15 protein-coding genes are annotated in these 14,100 nt (G+C 67.0%); 8 read left to right on the plus strand and 7 right to left on the minus strand.

Features of this window, described 5'->3' with window-relative positions; all coding sequences use genetic code 11:
* Window positions 1–5 precede the first annotated feature (5 nt).
* From ACORQU_RS01880 to ACORQU_RS01915, 8 genes are all read left to right on the plus strand, one after another.
* Window positions 6–569, plus strand: a complete 564-nt coding sequence (locus ACORQU_RS01880; protein ID WP_271645065.1) for a cob(I)yrinic acid a,c-diamide adenosyltransferase — start codon at window positions 6–8, stop codon at window positions 567–569.
* On the plus strand, window positions 566–1,474 hold the full coding sequence (locus tag ACORQU_RS01885) for a histone deacetylase family protein (RefSeq protein ID WP_271645064.1): 909 nt from the start codon (window positions 566–568) through the stop codon (window positions 1,472–1,474). The genes ACORQU_RS01880 and ACORQU_RS01885 overlap by 4 nt, the downstream gene beginning before the upstream one ends.
* Before the next feature lie 113 nt (window positions 1,475–1,587).
* Window positions 1,588–3,999 (plus strand): LPS assembly protein LptD, encoded by a 2,412-nt coding sequence (lptD, locus tag ACORQU_RS01890; protein ID WP_491643032.1) that lies wholly within the window; start codon window positions 1,588–1,590, stop codon window positions 3,997–3,999.
* An 8-nt stretch (window positions 4,000–4,007) separates the two neighbouring features.
* Window positions 4,008–5,441 carry a peptidylprolyl isomerase gene (locus ACORQU_RS01895; RefSeq protein WP_491643033.1) on the plus strand — a complete coding sequence of 478 codons (1,434 nt, stop codon included), beginning with the start codon at window positions 4,008–4,010 and terminating at the stop codon, window positions 5,439–5,441.
* Window positions 5,442–5,447: 6 nt separating this feature from the next.
* Complete coding sequence (pdxA, locus tag ACORQU_RS01900) at window positions 5,448–6,422, plus strand: 4-hydroxythreonine-4-phosphate dehydrogenase PdxA (protein ID WP_491643035.1); 975 nt, start codon at window positions 5,448–5,450, stop codon at window positions 6,420–6,422.
* Window positions 6,423–6,425: 3 nt separating this feature from the next.
* On the plus strand, window positions 6,426–7,253 hold the full coding sequence (gene rsmA / locus ACORQU_RS01905; protein ID WP_491643037.1) for a 16S rRNA (adenine(1518)-N(6)/adenine(1519)-N(6))-dimethyltransferase RsmA: 828 nt from the start codon (window positions 6,426–6,428) through the stop codon (window positions 7,251–7,253).
* 22 nt (window positions 7,254–7,275) lie between these two features.
* Window positions 7,276–7,656: a Co2+/Mg2+ efflux protein ApaG gene (gene apaG, locus ACORQU_RS01910; RefSeq protein WP_271645060.1), complete on the plus strand. Its 381-nt coding sequence runs from the start codon at window positions 7,276–7,278 to the stop codon at window positions 7,654–7,656.
* 13 nt (window positions 7,657–7,669) lie between these two features.
* Window positions 7,670–8,521, plus strand: coding sequence for a symmetrical bis(5'-nucleosyl)-tetraphosphatase (locus ACORQU_RS01915; protein WP_271645058.1), 852 nt, complete (start codon window positions 7,670–7,672; stop codon window positions 8,519–8,521).
* Here the strand turns inward: ACORQU_RS01915 and ACORQU_RS01920 are convergent.
* From ACORQU_RS01920 to ACORQU_RS01950, 7 genes are all read right to left on the minus strand, one after another.
* Window positions 8,518–9,015, minus strand: coding sequence for a dihydrofolate reductase (locus tag ACORQU_RS01920; RefSeq protein WP_491644917.1), 498 nt, complete (start codon window positions 9,013–9,015; stop codon window positions 8,518–8,520). The two genes, ACORQU_RS01915 and ACORQU_RS01920, sit on opposite strands and share 4 nt — an antisense overlap.
* A gap of 11 nt (window positions 9,016–9,026) precedes the next feature.
* Window positions 9,027–10,049: a hypothetical protein gene (locus ACORQU_RS01925; RefSeq protein ID WP_491643038.1), complete on the minus strand. Its 1,023-nt coding sequence runs from the start codon at window positions 10,047–10,049 to the stop codon at window positions 9,027–9,029.
* Between the two features lie 26 nt (window positions 10,050–10,075).
* On the minus strand, window positions 10,076–10,870 hold the full coding sequence (locus ACORQU_RS01930; RefSeq protein ID WP_491643039.1) for a thymidylate synthase: 795 nt from the start codon (window positions 10,868–10,870) through the stop codon (window positions 10,076–10,078).
* Window positions 10,870–11,769: a prolipoprotein diacylglyceryl transferase gene (gene lgt, locus ACORQU_RS01935; RefSeq protein WP_491643040.1), complete on the minus strand. Its 900-nt coding sequence runs from the start codon at window positions 11,767–11,769 to the stop codon at window positions 10,870–10,872. The genes ACORQU_RS01930 and lgt overlap by 1 nt, the downstream gene beginning before the upstream one ends.
* A 113-nt stretch (window positions 11,770–11,882) precedes the next feature.
* Complete coding sequence (locus tag ACORQU_RS01940; protein WP_491643042.1) at window positions 11,883–12,452, minus strand: hypothetical protein; 570 nt, start codon at window positions 12,450–12,452, stop codon at window positions 11,883–11,885.
* 222 nt (window positions 12,453–12,674) lie between these two features.
* Complete coding sequence (locus ACORQU_RS01945) at window positions 12,675–13,166, minus strand: TPM domain-containing protein (protein ID WP_491643044.1); 492 nt, start codon at window positions 13,164–13,166, stop codon at window positions 12,675–12,677.
* Window positions 13,166–14,098, minus strand: coding sequence for a TPM domain-containing protein (locus tag ACORQU_RS01950; RefSeq protein ID WP_491643046.1), 933 nt, complete (start codon window positions 14,096–14,098; stop codon window positions 13,166–13,168). Before ACORQU_RS01950 ends, ACORQU_RS01945 begins: the two co-directional genes overlap by 1 nt.
* Between the last annotated feature and the right edge of the window lie 2 nt (window positions 14,099–14,100).

Consider the following 14,100-nt stretch of genomic DNA (forward strand, 5'->3'; position numbering starts at 1 on the left):
CCGGCATGGGCCATCGACTCTCGCGCATCTATACCCGGACCGGTGACGATGGCAGCACCGGGCTCGGGGACGGCAGCCGCACCGGCAAGGACTCGTTGCGGGTCAATGCCTACGGGACGGTGGACGAGGCCAACTCCGCGCTGGGCGTGCTGCTGGCCGTCCCAGGCATCGCGGCGGACATCCGCGACCTACTGACCATGGTGCAGCACCAGCTGTTCGACCTGGGCGGGGAGCTGTGTATCCCCGGGCATGCGGCGATCACCGCGCAGGACGTGGACGCGCTGGAGCGCAGCCTGGACCAGTACAACGAGACGCTGCCGCCGCTGAAGGACTTCATCCTGCCGGCCGGTGGCGAAGCGTCCGCGCGCTGCCACCTGGCCCGCACCATCGTGCGCCGTGCCGAGCGCGAAACCGTCGCCCTGGGGCGTCAGGAGCCGGTCCGCGCCGAGGCGGTGCATTATCTCAACCGGCTCTCGGACCTGCTGTTCGTCCTGGCCCGCGTCCTGGCCCGGGCCGACGGCGCCGGTGAAGTCCTCTGGAACCACCAGCGCCGCACGCCTGCGCCGTGATCATCCTCACCCACCCCGCCTGCCTGGCCCACGATCCCGGTCCGGAACACCCCGAGCGTCCGGCGCGCCTGGAAGTGGTCCTGGAGACCCTGCGGCGGGAGCATGGTGACCTGGACTGGCGCGAAGCGCCTGCCGCCAAACTCGGCGACCTGCGCCGGGTGCACAGCCAGGAGCATGTCGATGCGGTCATGCAACAGGACTTCTCCGGCTTTCGCATGCTCGACCCGGACACGGTGATCTGCCCGCAATCGCGCGCGGCCGCCCTGCGCGCCGCCGGCGCGGCGGTGGCCGCGGTGGATGCAGTCATGGACGGGACCGATCCGATCGCCTTCTGCGCGGTCCGCCCACCGGGACACCACGCCACGGCGAGCTCGGCGATGGGTTTCTGCCTGCTCAACAATATCGCCATCGGCGCGGCCTATGCCTGCGCCCAGCATCGGCTCGAGCGGGTGGCGGTGGTCGACTTCGATGTCCATCACGGCAACGGCACCCAGGCGATCTTCTTCGAGGATCCGCGCGTGGCCTACTTCAGCAGCCACGAATCGGGCTTGTACCCGTACAGCGGCGCCCCTTCCGAACGTGGCGTTGGCAATGTGATCAACGCCCTGCTGCCACCAGGCAGTGGCAGCTTCGTGTTCCGCAACCTGTGGGAGGACCAGATGCTGCCCGCGATCGAGGCCTTCCGCCCCCAGCTGCTGATGATCTCGGCCGGCTTCGACGCCCATATGCGCGACCCGCTGGCCGACCTGATGCTGGAGACCGAGGATTTCGCCTGGATCACCGGGCGCCTGCGCGCGATCGCCGAGCGCCACGCCAGCGGGCGGATCGTTTCGATGCTCGAGGGCGGCTACGACCTGGAAGCGCTGCGCGAGTGCAGCAGCGCCCATGTGGCCGCCCTGCGCTGAGCCGCGACCGGGCGCGGATGAACCCGAGCCCGACGTCGTGACGGCGTCTTCATTGCCCCCTGCACACCGATACGGCAAGCTAACGGCCGTTTTTCGTCCGGATTCCACCACGCGTGCGTCGAGCTTTCCGCCTGCTGCCCATCCCGTTCAGCATTGCCCTGGCCTTGCCGGCCATGGCCGCCGACGAAAAGCCTGTCAGCTATGCGCTGTGCCCGGTCACGGACCCGATCCCGGCCTTCGAAGGGGCGCCGGCCGCCGTGGCGCCCAAGGATCAGGCCTCGCAGCGCGCGCAGAGCCAGCTCCTGCCCACCGACATCACCGGCGACACCCTGGCTGGCGACCCGAGCGCGGCCAACTACCAGGGCAACGTGGTGCTGCGCCGCGGCGACCAGTACCTCAACGCCGATAACCTGTTCCTCAATCAGGATGCCGGCACCTACACCGCCGACGGCAATGTCCGCTACCAGGATTCTGGCATTCGCATGGTCGCCAAGCGCGCCAGCGGCAACCAGGAACAGGACACCCATACCGTCGAGGACGTCCAGTACCAGCTGATGGCTCGCCGCGGCAACGGCGAGGCCTCGCGCATCCACATGGCCGGCCCGGAAGGCGAGCTGCTGGGCTCGACCTACACCACCTGCGATCCGCAGGAACCGGCGTGGCAGCGCTGGTACCTGCGTGCCAAGGAAATCGACGTCAATACCGACGAAGGCTTCGCTACGGCGCACCACGCCGTCGTGCGCCTGGGCAAGATCCCGATCCTGTACGCCCCGTGGTTCAAGTTCCCGATCGATGACCGCCGCCAGACCGGCCTGCTGTACCCCAAGATCGGCCTGTCGGGCAAGAACGGGTTCGACTACGAGCAGCCGATCTACCTCAACCTGGCGCCCAACTACGATGCCACGTTGTATCCGCGCTACATGAGCGATCGCGGAATCGTGCTGGGCGGCGAGTTCCGCTACCTCTATCACGGCGGCGAAGGCAAGCTGGAAGGCGCCTGGATGCCCAAGGACGATCTGGTGGATCGTCGTGCGGACGACTACGCCAACGCACTGCCGGGCAGCGGCGACGAAGACATCTATGGCGATCCCCTGCGGGACAAGAACCGCGGCTTCCTGCGCTTCCGGGGCCATCACGATCTCAACAGCACCTGGCAGGCACGCGCCAGTTACGCCTGGATCAGCGATGAGCGCTATCTGGAAGACAACGGCGGTGTCTCCAACGGCACCGGGCTGGCGACTTCAATTCTGACGAACATCGTCGGGCTCTACGGCCGCTCGCTTTACTGGAACGCCGGCATTGAGGCTGAAACGTATCAGCTGGCCGACTATACGATCAGCAAGAATTCGGTGCCCTATGACAGCGCTCCGAGACTGTTCTTCAAGTACGATCGCCCCCTGCTCGACTGGCTCGATGTCGGCCTGAGCACGGACCTGACCCGGTTCGAGCACAGCACGAAGGATGGCGGCAGCCGGTTCGACGCCAAGCCTTACATTTCGCTTCCGTTGCGCGGCGCCGCTTGGTTTATCGAACCCGGCCTTGCGTATCGTTATACCGCCTACGACCTGGACAAAGATCTGGCCGACTCACTGGGCGGCGACCGCCGCCCGACCCGTTCGACCCCGATCACCACGCTGGACGCCGGCCTTTACTTCGATCGGGATACGCAATGGGGTGATACGCCCTACTTGCAGACGCTCGAGCCACGCCTGTATTACCTGAACGTCCCGTACCGCAACCAGAGCGACCTGCCGCTCTTCGATACCCGCGCAATGACCTTCAGCTGGGGTCAGCTGTTCCGTGATAATCGTTTTTCCGGGCCCGATCGCCAGACCGACGCCAACCAGCTGACCCTGGCTTTGACCAGCCGCTCTATCCGCCAGACAGACGGCCTGGAAAAGTTCAACGTCAGCCTGGGCCAGATCCTCTACTTCGAAGACTCCAATGTCGTTCTGAACAGTAGCCAGGATCCGATCGAGAAGGGCAAGTCGGCCTGGGTCGCCGACTCGAACTACATGCCGACCGATCGCTGGACCCTGGGTGCCTCCTACCAGTACGACGCCAAGAACAGCCGCGCCGACCTGATCAGCTTCCGCTCGCGCTACCTGATCGGCGGCGATGGCGTGATCAACCTGTCCTACCGGTATCGTCGCGACGTGCTCAAGCAGGCGGACTTCTCGTTCCTGTATCCGATCAACCCGGTCTGGAGCGTGGTCGGCCGGTATTACTACTCGTTTCAGGATCGCAAGACCCTGGAAGCCATCGCCGGCGTGCAGTGGGACAGCTGCTGCCTGGCGGTACGCCTGGTCGGCCGTCACTACGTGCGCAATCGCGAGGGTGAACAAGACAACCAGATCCAGCTGGACTTCATCCTCAAGGGCCTGGCCTCGCTGGGCCAGAACACGGACAAGACCCTGCGCCGTGGTATTCTCGGCTACTACCGCGACGACCTCTACCTGGTTCCCCCCAGCGTCGCCGCACCGGACCTCGACGACAGCGACGACGCCGGCACCGATCCGTTCTGAAGACTTCCATGACCATTCGAACCCTCTTCGCCGCCGGCCTGCTGGCCGCATCCGTCATTGCCGCCCCCCTGCACGCCCAGCAGGCCCAGCCGTTGGATGGCATCGCTGCCGTGGTCAACGACGATGTCGTCCTGCAGAGCGAGCTGGATCGTGCGGTGGCCAACGTCAACGCCCAGTACGCCAGCAACCCCGGCCAGCTGCCGCCCCCGGACGTGTTGCGCCGGCAGGTGCTTGAGCGCCTGGTCCTGGTCAAGCTGCAGGTCCAGCGCGCGCAGGAAAACGGCATCCGCGTCAGCGACGAGGAAGTCAACAATGCCGTCGGCGCGGTCGCCCAGCAGAACGGCACCACCGTCGATGGCCTGCGCCAGCGCCTGGCCGCCGACGGCCTGTCCTTCGATGAATTCCGCGCCTCGCTGAAGGATGAGATCACCGTCCAGCGCCTGCGCCAGAGCTATGGCCAGAGTCGCATCCGGGTCAGCGAAGCCGAGGTCGACGCCGCGCTCAAGGCCCAGGCCAATGGCGTGCAGTATCACCTGGCCCACATCCTGATCGGCCTGCCCGAGGGTGCCACGGCCGAGCAGATCGCCACCGCCCAGAAGAAGGTGGACGGCGTCAAGGGCCTGCTCGATCGCAACGAAATGGATTTCGCCGCCGCCGCCGTGCGCTATTCCGACAGCCCCAACGCACTGGAAGGCGGCGACCTGGGCTGGCGCAGCCAGGATGAAATCCCGGTCGCCTTCGTCAACACGCTCAAGGGCATGCAGCCGGGCCAAGTCGTCGGCCCGATCCGCGGTCCGTCCGGCTTCCAGTTGCTCAAGCTGGTGGAAACCCGCGACGCCTCCCAGGCGCAGCCGCAGATGGTCACCGAGTACCACGCCCGGCACATCCTGGTCCGCATCACCGAGCTGCAGGACGCGAACGCGGCCAAGGCCAAGATCGACACCCTGCGCGCCCGCATCACCGGCGGCGCGGATTTCGCCGAGGTGGCCAAGGAGTCCTCCGAGGACGCCAACACCAAGAACGATGGCGGCGAGTTGGGCTGGTTCACCGCCGACCAGTTCGGCCCGGACTTCGGCCAGCAGCTGACCTCGCTGCAGGATGGGCAGGTCAGCCAGCCCTTCCGCACCGAGGCCGGCTGGCACATCGTCCAGCGCGAAGGCACGCGCCAGTCCGACGTGACCGAAAAGAACCGTCGTGCGCAGGTGCGTGACACCATCGGCCGCCGCAAGCTGGAAGAGGAATACAACCGCTACCTGCTCGAGCTGCGTGGCGAGGCCTATGTCAGCTTCCGCACCGGCAATGCCGCGATCGACAGCGCAACGCCCGATACCGTGATGAGCGCTCCGGGCGCGGCCGAAGAAGCCGCCAAGGCCGGCAAGAAGCGGGGCGGCAGCAGCGACAGCGAGGTGCCGGGTTCGGCTGCATCCTCGCAGATGCCGTAAGCACGCATGATCCCCACGCTCGCGCTGGTGCCGGGCGAGCCGGCCGGGATCGGGCCAGAGCTTTGCATCCGCCTGGCCCAGACCCTGCGGCAAGACTGCCGGCTGGTGAGCTTCGGCGATAGCGACACGCTGCGTGCCGCCGCCCAGGCGCTTGACCTGCCGCTTCAGCTGCTCGGACCCGACGACGTCGCGCGGACGCCAGGCGATCTACCGTTCGTCCCGGTCGCCAATGCCGTTCAATCCCGCTTCGGCGTTCCCGAACCTCGCAATGCCGCCTCCGTGATCGGCGCGCTCACGGCCGCCGCGGATGGCTGCGTGAGCGGCCGGTTCGCTGGCGTGATCACCGGCCCGGTGCACAAGGCGATCATCAACGACGGCGGCATCGCCTATACCGGCACCACCGAACTGCTGGCCCGGCACGCCGGATGCGAGGTGGTGATGATGCTCGCCAACGACATCGTCCGCGTGGCCCTGGTCACCACCCATCTCCCGCTGCGCGCCGTCCCCGACGCGATCACCGAGACCGCGCTACGTCACGCCGTGGATACCACGGTGATGGCCCTGCGCCGTGACTTCGGTATCGCCGCCCCGCGCCTGGCCGTGCTGGGCCTCAATCCCCATGCTGGCGAAGACGGACATCTCGGGCGCGAGGAACTGGACCTGATCATCCCGGTCATGGAGCGGCTGCGCGCGCAGGGGCATGACCTGATCGGTCCGCTGCCAGCCGATACCGCGTTCCTGCCCGACAAGCTGCGCGGATGCGACGCGGTGCTGGCGATGTACCACGACCAGGGGCTGCCCGTCCTCAAGTACAGCGGCTTCGAGCAGGCCGTGAACCTGACCCTGGGCCTGCCCTACCCACGCGTCGCGGTCGATCACGGCACCGCCCTGCCGCTGGCCGGGAAAGGTGTTGCAGACCCCTCCAGCCTCTTTGCCGCCGTACGCACCTGCGCGGCCATGGCCGCGCGCCGTACACTCTGAATCATGACCTCTTCGCATTCCGCCGACCGGCCCGGCTTCGTGCTGCCGGCAAAAAAGGCGCTGGGCCAGCATTTCCTGCACGAGCGCCATTACATCGACCGCATCGTGCACGCCGTGGATCCCAAGCCAGGCGACACGCTGGTGGAGATCGGCCCGGGACAGGGCGCGATCACCTTTCCGCTCCTGCGCCGACATGGCGCGCTGACCGCCATCGAGTTCGACCGCGACCTGATTGCGCCGCTCACCGCTGCGGCGCAGGAGGTCGGCACATTGACCATCGTCCATCGCGACGTGCTGTCGGTGGACTTCACCGAGCTGGCCGCAGGGCGCAAGCTGCGCCTAGTCGGCAACCTGCCCTACAACCTGTCCTCGCCGATCCTGTTCCATGCACTTGACCACGCCGCGGCGATCGCCGACATGCACTTCATGCTGCAGAAGGAAGTCGTGGATCGCATGGCCGCAGGCCCGGGCAGCAAGGTCTACGGACGCCTGAGCGTGATGCTGCAGGCCTACTGCGACATCGTCCCGCTGTTCGTCGTGCCGCCGGGGGCCTTCAGTCCGCCGCCCAAGGTCGACTCGGCCGTGGTCCGCATGGTCCCCAAGGATCCGGCCCGGATCACGGTACGCGCGCCGGAGCGGCTGGCAACCGTGGTTCGCGCCGCCTTCGGCCAGCGCCGCAAGACCTTGCGCAATGCCCTGTCCACCGTATGCGATGCCGCCGCCATCGAAGCGGCAGGCATCCGCCCGGACATGCGCGCCGAACAGGTCGACGTGGCCGATTTCATCACCCTGGCCAACCAGCTCCACGCCGCGCAAGTCGAACAGCCTTGATCGTTTGAAATACACTGTCGGCATGAGCACCACCGAATACGCCATCGATGTCGACGTGGCGACCCGCTTCCTGGAGGAGCGGTCCGAGCCGGACAACGGCCAGTACGTCTTCGCCTACACCATCGTGATCCGCAACCGCGGCAGCAAGCCCGCGCGCCTGGTGGCCCGCCACTGGGTGATCACCGACGCCAACGGCAAGGTCGATCAGGTCGATGGCGAGGGCGTGGTCGGCGAACAGCCACGGCTGCGGCCGGGCGAGCAGTTCAAGTACACCTCCGGCGCGGTGCTGGAAACCGACCACGGCACCATGCGCGGCAGCTACGACATGGTGGCCGACGACGGCACGCACTTCGACGCACCCATCGCGCCATTCGCGCTGTCGGTGCCCCGCACCCTGCACTGACGGAACGCACGACATGGCGGTCTGGGCCATCGGTGACCTGCAGGGCTGTTACGACGCCACCGCACGGCTGCTGGAAAAACTGAACTTCGATCCCGCACGCGACCGCGCGTGGTTCTGCGGCGACCTGGTCAACCGCGGCGGCCAGTCGCTGGAGACCCTGCGCCTGGTGTATTCGCTGCGTGACTCGTCCGAGGTGGTGCTGGGCAACCATGACCTGTCGCTGCTGGCGATCGGCACGCGCACCGAGGAAGAGCAGCGCAAGGTCAATCCGGACCTGGGCCGCGTCGTGCAGGCGCACGACCGCGACACCCTGCTCGAATGGCTACGCCACCGCGAACTGGTGCACGTCGACCGCGAGCTGGGCTGGATGATGCTGCATGCCGGCATGGCGCCGCGCTGGACCTGCACCGCGGCCGAAGGCTATGCGCGCGAAGTGGAAAAACAGCTGCGCGGACCTGGCTTCCGCAAGCTGATGCGCAGCATGTACGGCGACAAGCCCAACTGGTCCACCGGCTTGGCCGGGCCCGACCGGTGGCGCGCCATCATCAACGTGCTGACCCGGATGCGCTACTGCACGCCACGAGGCCGCATCGCCGTGGAGGAAAAAGGCATGCCCGGGACCCAGGCCCAGGGGCTGTATCCCTGGTTCGATGTCCCTGGGCGGGAGCTGCGTGAACTCAAGATCGTCTGCGGCCATTGGTCCACGCTGGGCCTGATGCTCGGCTTTGGCGTGCATGCCATCGACACCGGCGCGGTCTGGGGCGGCAAGCTCACCGCATTGCAGCTGGACAGTGACGAACTGCGCCTGGTGCAGGTGCCCGGCCGCGATGTCGAAGCGCCGGCCGCCCTTCCCCGCCGCGCTTAGCGCGTTCTGGCGTAATCCACGAATTCAAACGCGAACGCATGCCTGGCATCGGCCGCATGCGCGTCGCGCGAGGACACCTGCCACTGCGCGGCATCGAAACGCGGAAAGAAGGCGTCGGCACCGGCCACCTCGGTCTCCACGTGGGTCAGGTGCAGGACGTCGGCCTGCGGCAGGACGAGCGCGTAGACCTCGCCACCGCCGATCACGCACAGTTCCTCGGCGCCTTCCGCCTCGGCTTGTCGCAGCGCCGATGCGAAAGAGTCGACCGCGATCATGCCCTCGAATGGCACCTGTCCACTGCGCGTCAGCACCAGATTCAAGCGTCCCGGCAACGCGCGCCCCAGCGACTGCGCCGTCTTGCGCCCCATCAGCACCGGCTTGCCCAGGGTCAGCGCCTTGAAGCGCTTGAGGTCATCGGGCAACCGCCACGGCAGGTCGTTGTCGCGCCCGATGGCCAAGTCGCGGTCGACCGCTGCGATCAAGGAGAGTTTCAGCATCATGTTGACTATGGGCGTGAGAGCGGGCCGCACATCACGGTCATGCCTTCGATGGCATCAAACACGGTGTGCTCCAGCGGTGCGCCTTCCGGCCGCTCAAATTTGATCCAGAGGAATGCCGTGACCAAGGGCATCATCCACTGCGTTAGGCGGCGACCGTCGTTATATACGCCTTGCGTGCGATAAACCGGCAAATGCGACTCGCCGTTCTTGATCCAATCGCGGCTACCTCTACGCTTCAGCATCTTGTTGCTGGAATAAGTCGCTGACGCCATCCGCTCGATTCCGGAGGCCGTTCCCAAGAATTCCAGGCGGCCGACAGCAGGTTCACAGGTTATCGTGACGGTGACCGGCACGGTATTGGGCGCGCCGCTTGTCAAAGTGAGCACCGTGCTTGGCGCGATGCCCGGAAGCTCCGGCGGACCAGGCGCTTCCGTTACCACGACATCCTCAGGCAACGCCAGCTTGGCGGCCGGTCTTGGTATGGCCTCGGCGGGCGCTGCCGCGGCAGGCGATGCGCCACATGAGACCTTCATTGCAGACACGGCCTGCAACACATCCTGTTCCATCGGCACGTCGCGTGGGCGGTCGAACTTCACCCAAGCAAACGTGCTGCCCCGAGAGATCATCCACTGCGTCAACCGCGTGCCATCCGAACGCGTGGCATCGGTACGAAACGCTGGAAAGCCATCGATCTCGGCCCACTCCCCCGGCTTGTCCAGCGCCAGCGCTTTATCCACCTGCAGCGTCGCCGCGGACAGGCGCTCCATGCCGTTTTTCTCGGCAAGCCGGCCGTAAGCAGGCGCGCAACTCATCGTAAGCTCAACCGCCCCAAAGGTGCCGGACGAAGCCTTCGCGAGTGAGATCACCACACTGAGTTCGGGGTGCCCGTTTGTCGGCCTGACCTCCGCGATGATGTCATCGGGGAGCACCAACCGCCCGGCAGGTCCGCTCAAGGTGCCGGCGGTCGCCAGCCCGCTTGACAGTGTCAACGCGACAAACGCAAGCACACTGGTGAAACGTGTTTTCATTCAACTCATCCTTGATAGAAACTACCCTAGACCGCCACCGGCGCCTTGATCGCCGGATGCGGGTCGTAGCCGAGGATCTCGATATCGTCGAAGGTGAAGCCGAACAGGTCGGTCACCTCCGGATTCAGATGCAGCCGGGGCAGCGCGCGCGGCGTGCGGCTCAGCTGTTCGCGCGCCTGTTCGAAATGATTCGAATACAGGTGCGCATCGCCCAGCGTGTGCACGAAATCGCCCACGCCCAGGCCGGTGGCCTGCGCCACCATGTGGGTCAGTAGCGCGTAGCTGGCGATGTTGAACGGCACGCCCAGGAAGATGTCGCCGCTGCGCTGGTACAGCTGGCAGCTGAGCCTGCCTTCGACCACGTAGAACTGGAACAGGCTGTGGCACGGCATCAGTGCCATCTGCGGCAATTCGGCCACGTTCCAGGCGCTGATCACCAGCCGGCGCGAATCGGGATTGCGCTTGATCTCCTCCACCAGCCACTGCATCTGGTCGATGGTCTGGCCGTTGGCCCCCTCCCAGCTGCGCCACTGTTTGCCGTAGACCGGACCGAGGTTGCCGTCCGCATCGGCCCACTCGTCCCAGATGCTGACCTTGTTGTCCTTCAGGTAGGCGATGTTGGTGCCGCCCTGCAGGAACCACAGTAGCTCATGGATGATCGAGCGCAGGTGCAGCTTCTTGGTGGTCACCAGCGGGAAGCCTTCATTCAGGTCGAAGCGCATCTGCCAGCCGAACACGCTGCGCGTGCCGGTGCCGGTGCGGTCGGACTTCTCGGCACCCTGCTCGAGCACGTGCTGCAGCAACTCCAGGTACTGGCGCATCAGTGCGCTCCGGCCGGCGTGGCGGCGGCCGGCGACGCCGGCTGCAAGGTGGGCGCGCGGCGCGAAAGCCACAGCAGGAACAGGCCCAGCGCGATCAACGGCAGGCTCAGCACTTGCCCCATCGTGACCCAGCCGAAGGCTAGGTAGCCCAGCTGCGCATCGGGCACGCGCACCAGCTCGACCACGAAGCGCGACAACCCGTACAGCAGCGCGAACAGACCCGAGACCGCGTAACGCGGGCGCGGCTTCATCGAGAACACCCACAGCACCAGGAACATCAGCACACCTTCCAGCGCCGCTTCATACAGCTGCGAGGGGTGGCGCGCGTACTGATCGAGCGCACCGGCGGCGTACTGGGCCTGGAGCTGGGTTTGGGTCAAGTGCTGGTCGTAGATGGCCGGGTCGGTGCTCGGGAAGATCACCCCCCAGCTGCCGCCGGTGTACTTGCCCCACAGCTCGCCGTTGATGAAGTTGGCCAACCGGCCCAGCCCGAGGCCGGCGGGCACCAGCGGCGCCACGAAATCCATCGTGTCGAAGAAATGCAGGCGATGCTTGCGCGTCCACAGCCACGCGGCCAGCAGCACGCCCAGCAGGCCGCCATGGAAGCTCATGCCGCCTTCCCAGACCTTGAAGATCTTCAGCGGACTGTCCAGGTAGACCGGCAGGTCATAGAACAGGATGTAGCCGATGCGGCCGCCCAGGACCACGCCCAGCATCGCGTAGAAGGCCAGATCCGAGAAATGCTCCAGGTTCACGCCGGGCAGGCGTCCGGCGAGGATCCTGCTGCGCCCGAGGAACCACGCCGCGGCGAAGGACAGCGCATAGGCGATGCCGTACCAGTGGACGTCGACCGGGCCGATCGAGAAGGCGATGGGGTCGAACTGGTGCAGATAGATCATGCGTCACGGGCGGCGGCGGAACAGACGCCATTTTGCCGCACGCAGCTCCCCCCCGCATGGACGGCGATGCAACGCCGCGGCCCAATGGGCCGCACGGCGGGAAAATCGGAGAATTACTGGGCCGACCCCTGGTCCACCACGGGCGCTGGCGAACGCAGGCGGAACAGGCGCAACCCGGCGACCTGCAAGGCCGCCTGGGCCTGCTCTGCCAGCGATTCGTCGCCCGCCAGCCAGGATTCGACCAGACCGCGATCGCTGCGGCAGGCCAGCAGCAGCTCGTGTGCCGGCACCGCGCCGCTGGCGTGGGCCACATCACGCAGAAATGCATGACGCAGCTTGAGTGAACCCAGCAGCGCCAGCACCGTCTGCACCAGGATGAAGGCGCCCAGCCCCCAGGCCGCCTCGCCGATGCCCGCAGCCGTGCTGAGCCAGGCGAAGGCCACGCAGGCGATGGCGCGCATGAAGGTGGCACGCTCGTTCTCGCCCGGGAACACCCATCGCCGGTGGCAGAGGTATTCGAACCAGGTCAGCACCAGCGCCAGCGCCGCCAGGACGTTGCAGCCCGCCGCGACCAGGGCGCTCGACGCCGCGACAGCGACGGCCAGTTCGCGATGACGGGGGCGCAGCGCGGCGCTGTACAGCGCGGGCAGACGGGACAAGGTGTCGGCAATGGCGGGATGCATGGCGGGTCCTGGCGGGACGAAGGCACACCCACGAAGACGGCGCACCGAGCGCGGGTGAGGGCGACGATCGCGCCCTGTCCGGACGATGCATGAAGCGTGCCGCGACTCGGCCAGACCCCTGGATTCTGCCCCAGCCCATCATTGCAGTGAAGGCAACGTGATGAAAATCAGCTAACCAGCACGGCAACTGTGGTGGAGTTCACACCCTGCCGGCGCGCGCCCTTAGTTCAGGATGGTGGGCAGATCCGGCAATTCGTTGTCACCCGGGGTGCCCTGATCCGCAGGAAAGTGACGCGCCAGATGCAGCGACGTCGCGCGCACGCCCTCGATGATGGCGGCCTCCGGCGTGCCGGCCCGCATGCCCGCCTCGATCCGGCCACAGACTTCATGCCATTGCGCCTCGGTCACCCGTCCTTCCAGGCCCCGGTCGGCGACGATCTCGATCCTGTGATCGGCCAGCAGCAGGTAGATCAGCACGCCGTTGTTGGCCTCGGTGTCCCACGTCCGCAGCCGTCCGAACGCCGCGTACGCCGCATCGCGCGCCTGCAGCCCGCGGCGGATGGCGCCGAGCGCCAGCCCGGGTTCAACCGCGAACATCACCTCACCGGTATGGGTCCGCTCGCCCTCGGCGATCGCCGCGGCGATGCGCTGGAGGCTTTCGGCCGGGAACAGTCGATGCGCCGACGGTGGAAACAGATGGCGAAACCAGCGCATCACCAGCTCCCCGAGGCGCCACCGCCTCCGGACATGCCACCGCCACCGCTCCAGCCACCACCACCGCCGCCAAAACCGCCTCCCCCGAAGCCGCCTCCCCCGAAGCCGCCTCCCCCGAAGCCGCCACCTCCGAATCCGCCGCCGCCCCAGCCACCAAAGCCACCGGGTCCGGCGAAGCGCCCCCCCGAGCCGCCTCCCATCAGCCCCATGATCAGGCCGATGAAACCCGCCAGACCGCCCACCAGGAACAACGAGGACAGCAGCCACGCCACGCCGCCGCCGACCGCGCCACCGGCGATGGCCCTGATCGGGCGCGGCATTCCCCGCAGGAACACCCGCACCACGTTGGCCACGATCAGCCCGACGATCAGTCCGAACATCCAGTTGCCGCCGCTGGCGCGCGACCGCTCACGGTGCGTGCTCTGCGGCTCGGGCAACGGCTCGCCATCGATCAGCTTGACCAGCACGCCGGTGGCCTCGTCCAGCCCTCCCGCATAGTCCCCCTGGCGGAACCGCGGCACGAGGTATTCCTGGATGATCCGGTTGGCGATCGCATCGGGAATCGCCCCCTCCAGCCCGTAGCCCGGCTGGATGCGGACGCGGCGGTCGTCCTTGGCGACGACCAGCAGCACCGCGTCATCCACGCCCTTGCGGCCGAGCTTCCACTGATCGAAGACGCGTTGGGTGTACTGCTCGATGGTTTCCGGCGCGGTCGTGGGCACCATCAGCACCTGCAACTGCGCGCCCTTGCGCTGCTGCAGGGCCAGGGCCTGCTGGCGCAACGCATCGGCCTGGCTGGCGGACAGCGTGCCGGTGGTGTCGATCACCGGCGCGTCCAGCGATGGAATCGTGGCGTCCTGCGCCAGGGCCGGCCAAGCCAGCGCGCAGAGCAGGCCCAGGACCCATCGCAGCATCCGGCCGCGCAGCGGCATCC

It is taken from the genome of Pseudoxanthomonas sp. JC1303 (assembly GCF_058448525.1).

Coding starts and splice junctions, on each gene's coding strand:
- lgt (WP_491643040.1), bottom strand. CDS start 11,769: ATGATCTATCTGCACCAGTTCGACCCCATCGCCTTCTCGATCGGCCCG.
- ACORQU_RS01950 (WP_491643046.1), bottom strand. CDS start 14,098: ATGCCGCTGCGCGGCCGGATGCTGCGATGGGTCCTGGGCCTGCTCTGC.
- ACORQU_RS01930 (WP_491643039.1), bottom strand. CDS start 10,870: ATGCGCCAGTACCTGGAGTTGCTGCAGCACGTGCTCGAGCAGGGTGCC.
- ACORQU_RS01925 (WP_491643038.1), bottom strand. CDS start 10,049: ATGAAAACACGTTTCACCAGTGTGCTTGCGTTTGTCGCGTTGACACTG.
- ACORQU_RS01945 (WP_491643044.1), bottom strand. CDS start 13,166: ATGCGCTGGTTTCGCCATCTGTTTCCACCGTCGGCGCATCGACTGTTC.
- rsmA (WP_491643037.1), top strand. CDS start 6,426: ATGACCTCTTCGCATTCCGCCGACCGGCCCGGCTTCGTGCTGCCGGCA.
- ACORQU_RS01880 (WP_271645065.1), top strand. CDS start 6: ATGGGCCATCGACTCTCGCGCATCTATACCCGGACCGGTGACGATGGC.
- pdxA (WP_491643035.1), top strand. CDS start 5,448: ATGATCCCCACGCTCGCGCTGGTGCCGGGCGAGCCGGCCGGGATCGGG.
- apaG (WP_271645060.1), top strand. CDS start 7,276: ATGAGCACCACCGAATACGCCATCGATGTCGACGTGGCGACCCGCTTC.
- ACORQU_RS01940 (WP_491643042.1), bottom strand. CDS start 12,452: ATGCATCCCGCCATTGCCGACACCTTGTCCCGTCTGCCCGCGCTGTAC.
- ACORQU_RS01895 (WP_491643033.1), top strand. CDS start 4,008: ATGACCATTCGAACCCTCTTCGCCGCCGGCCTGCTGGCCGCATCCGTC.
- ACORQU_RS01915 (WP_271645058.1), top strand. CDS start 7,670: ATGGCGGTCTGGGCCATCGGTGACCTGCAGGGCTGTTACGACGCCACC.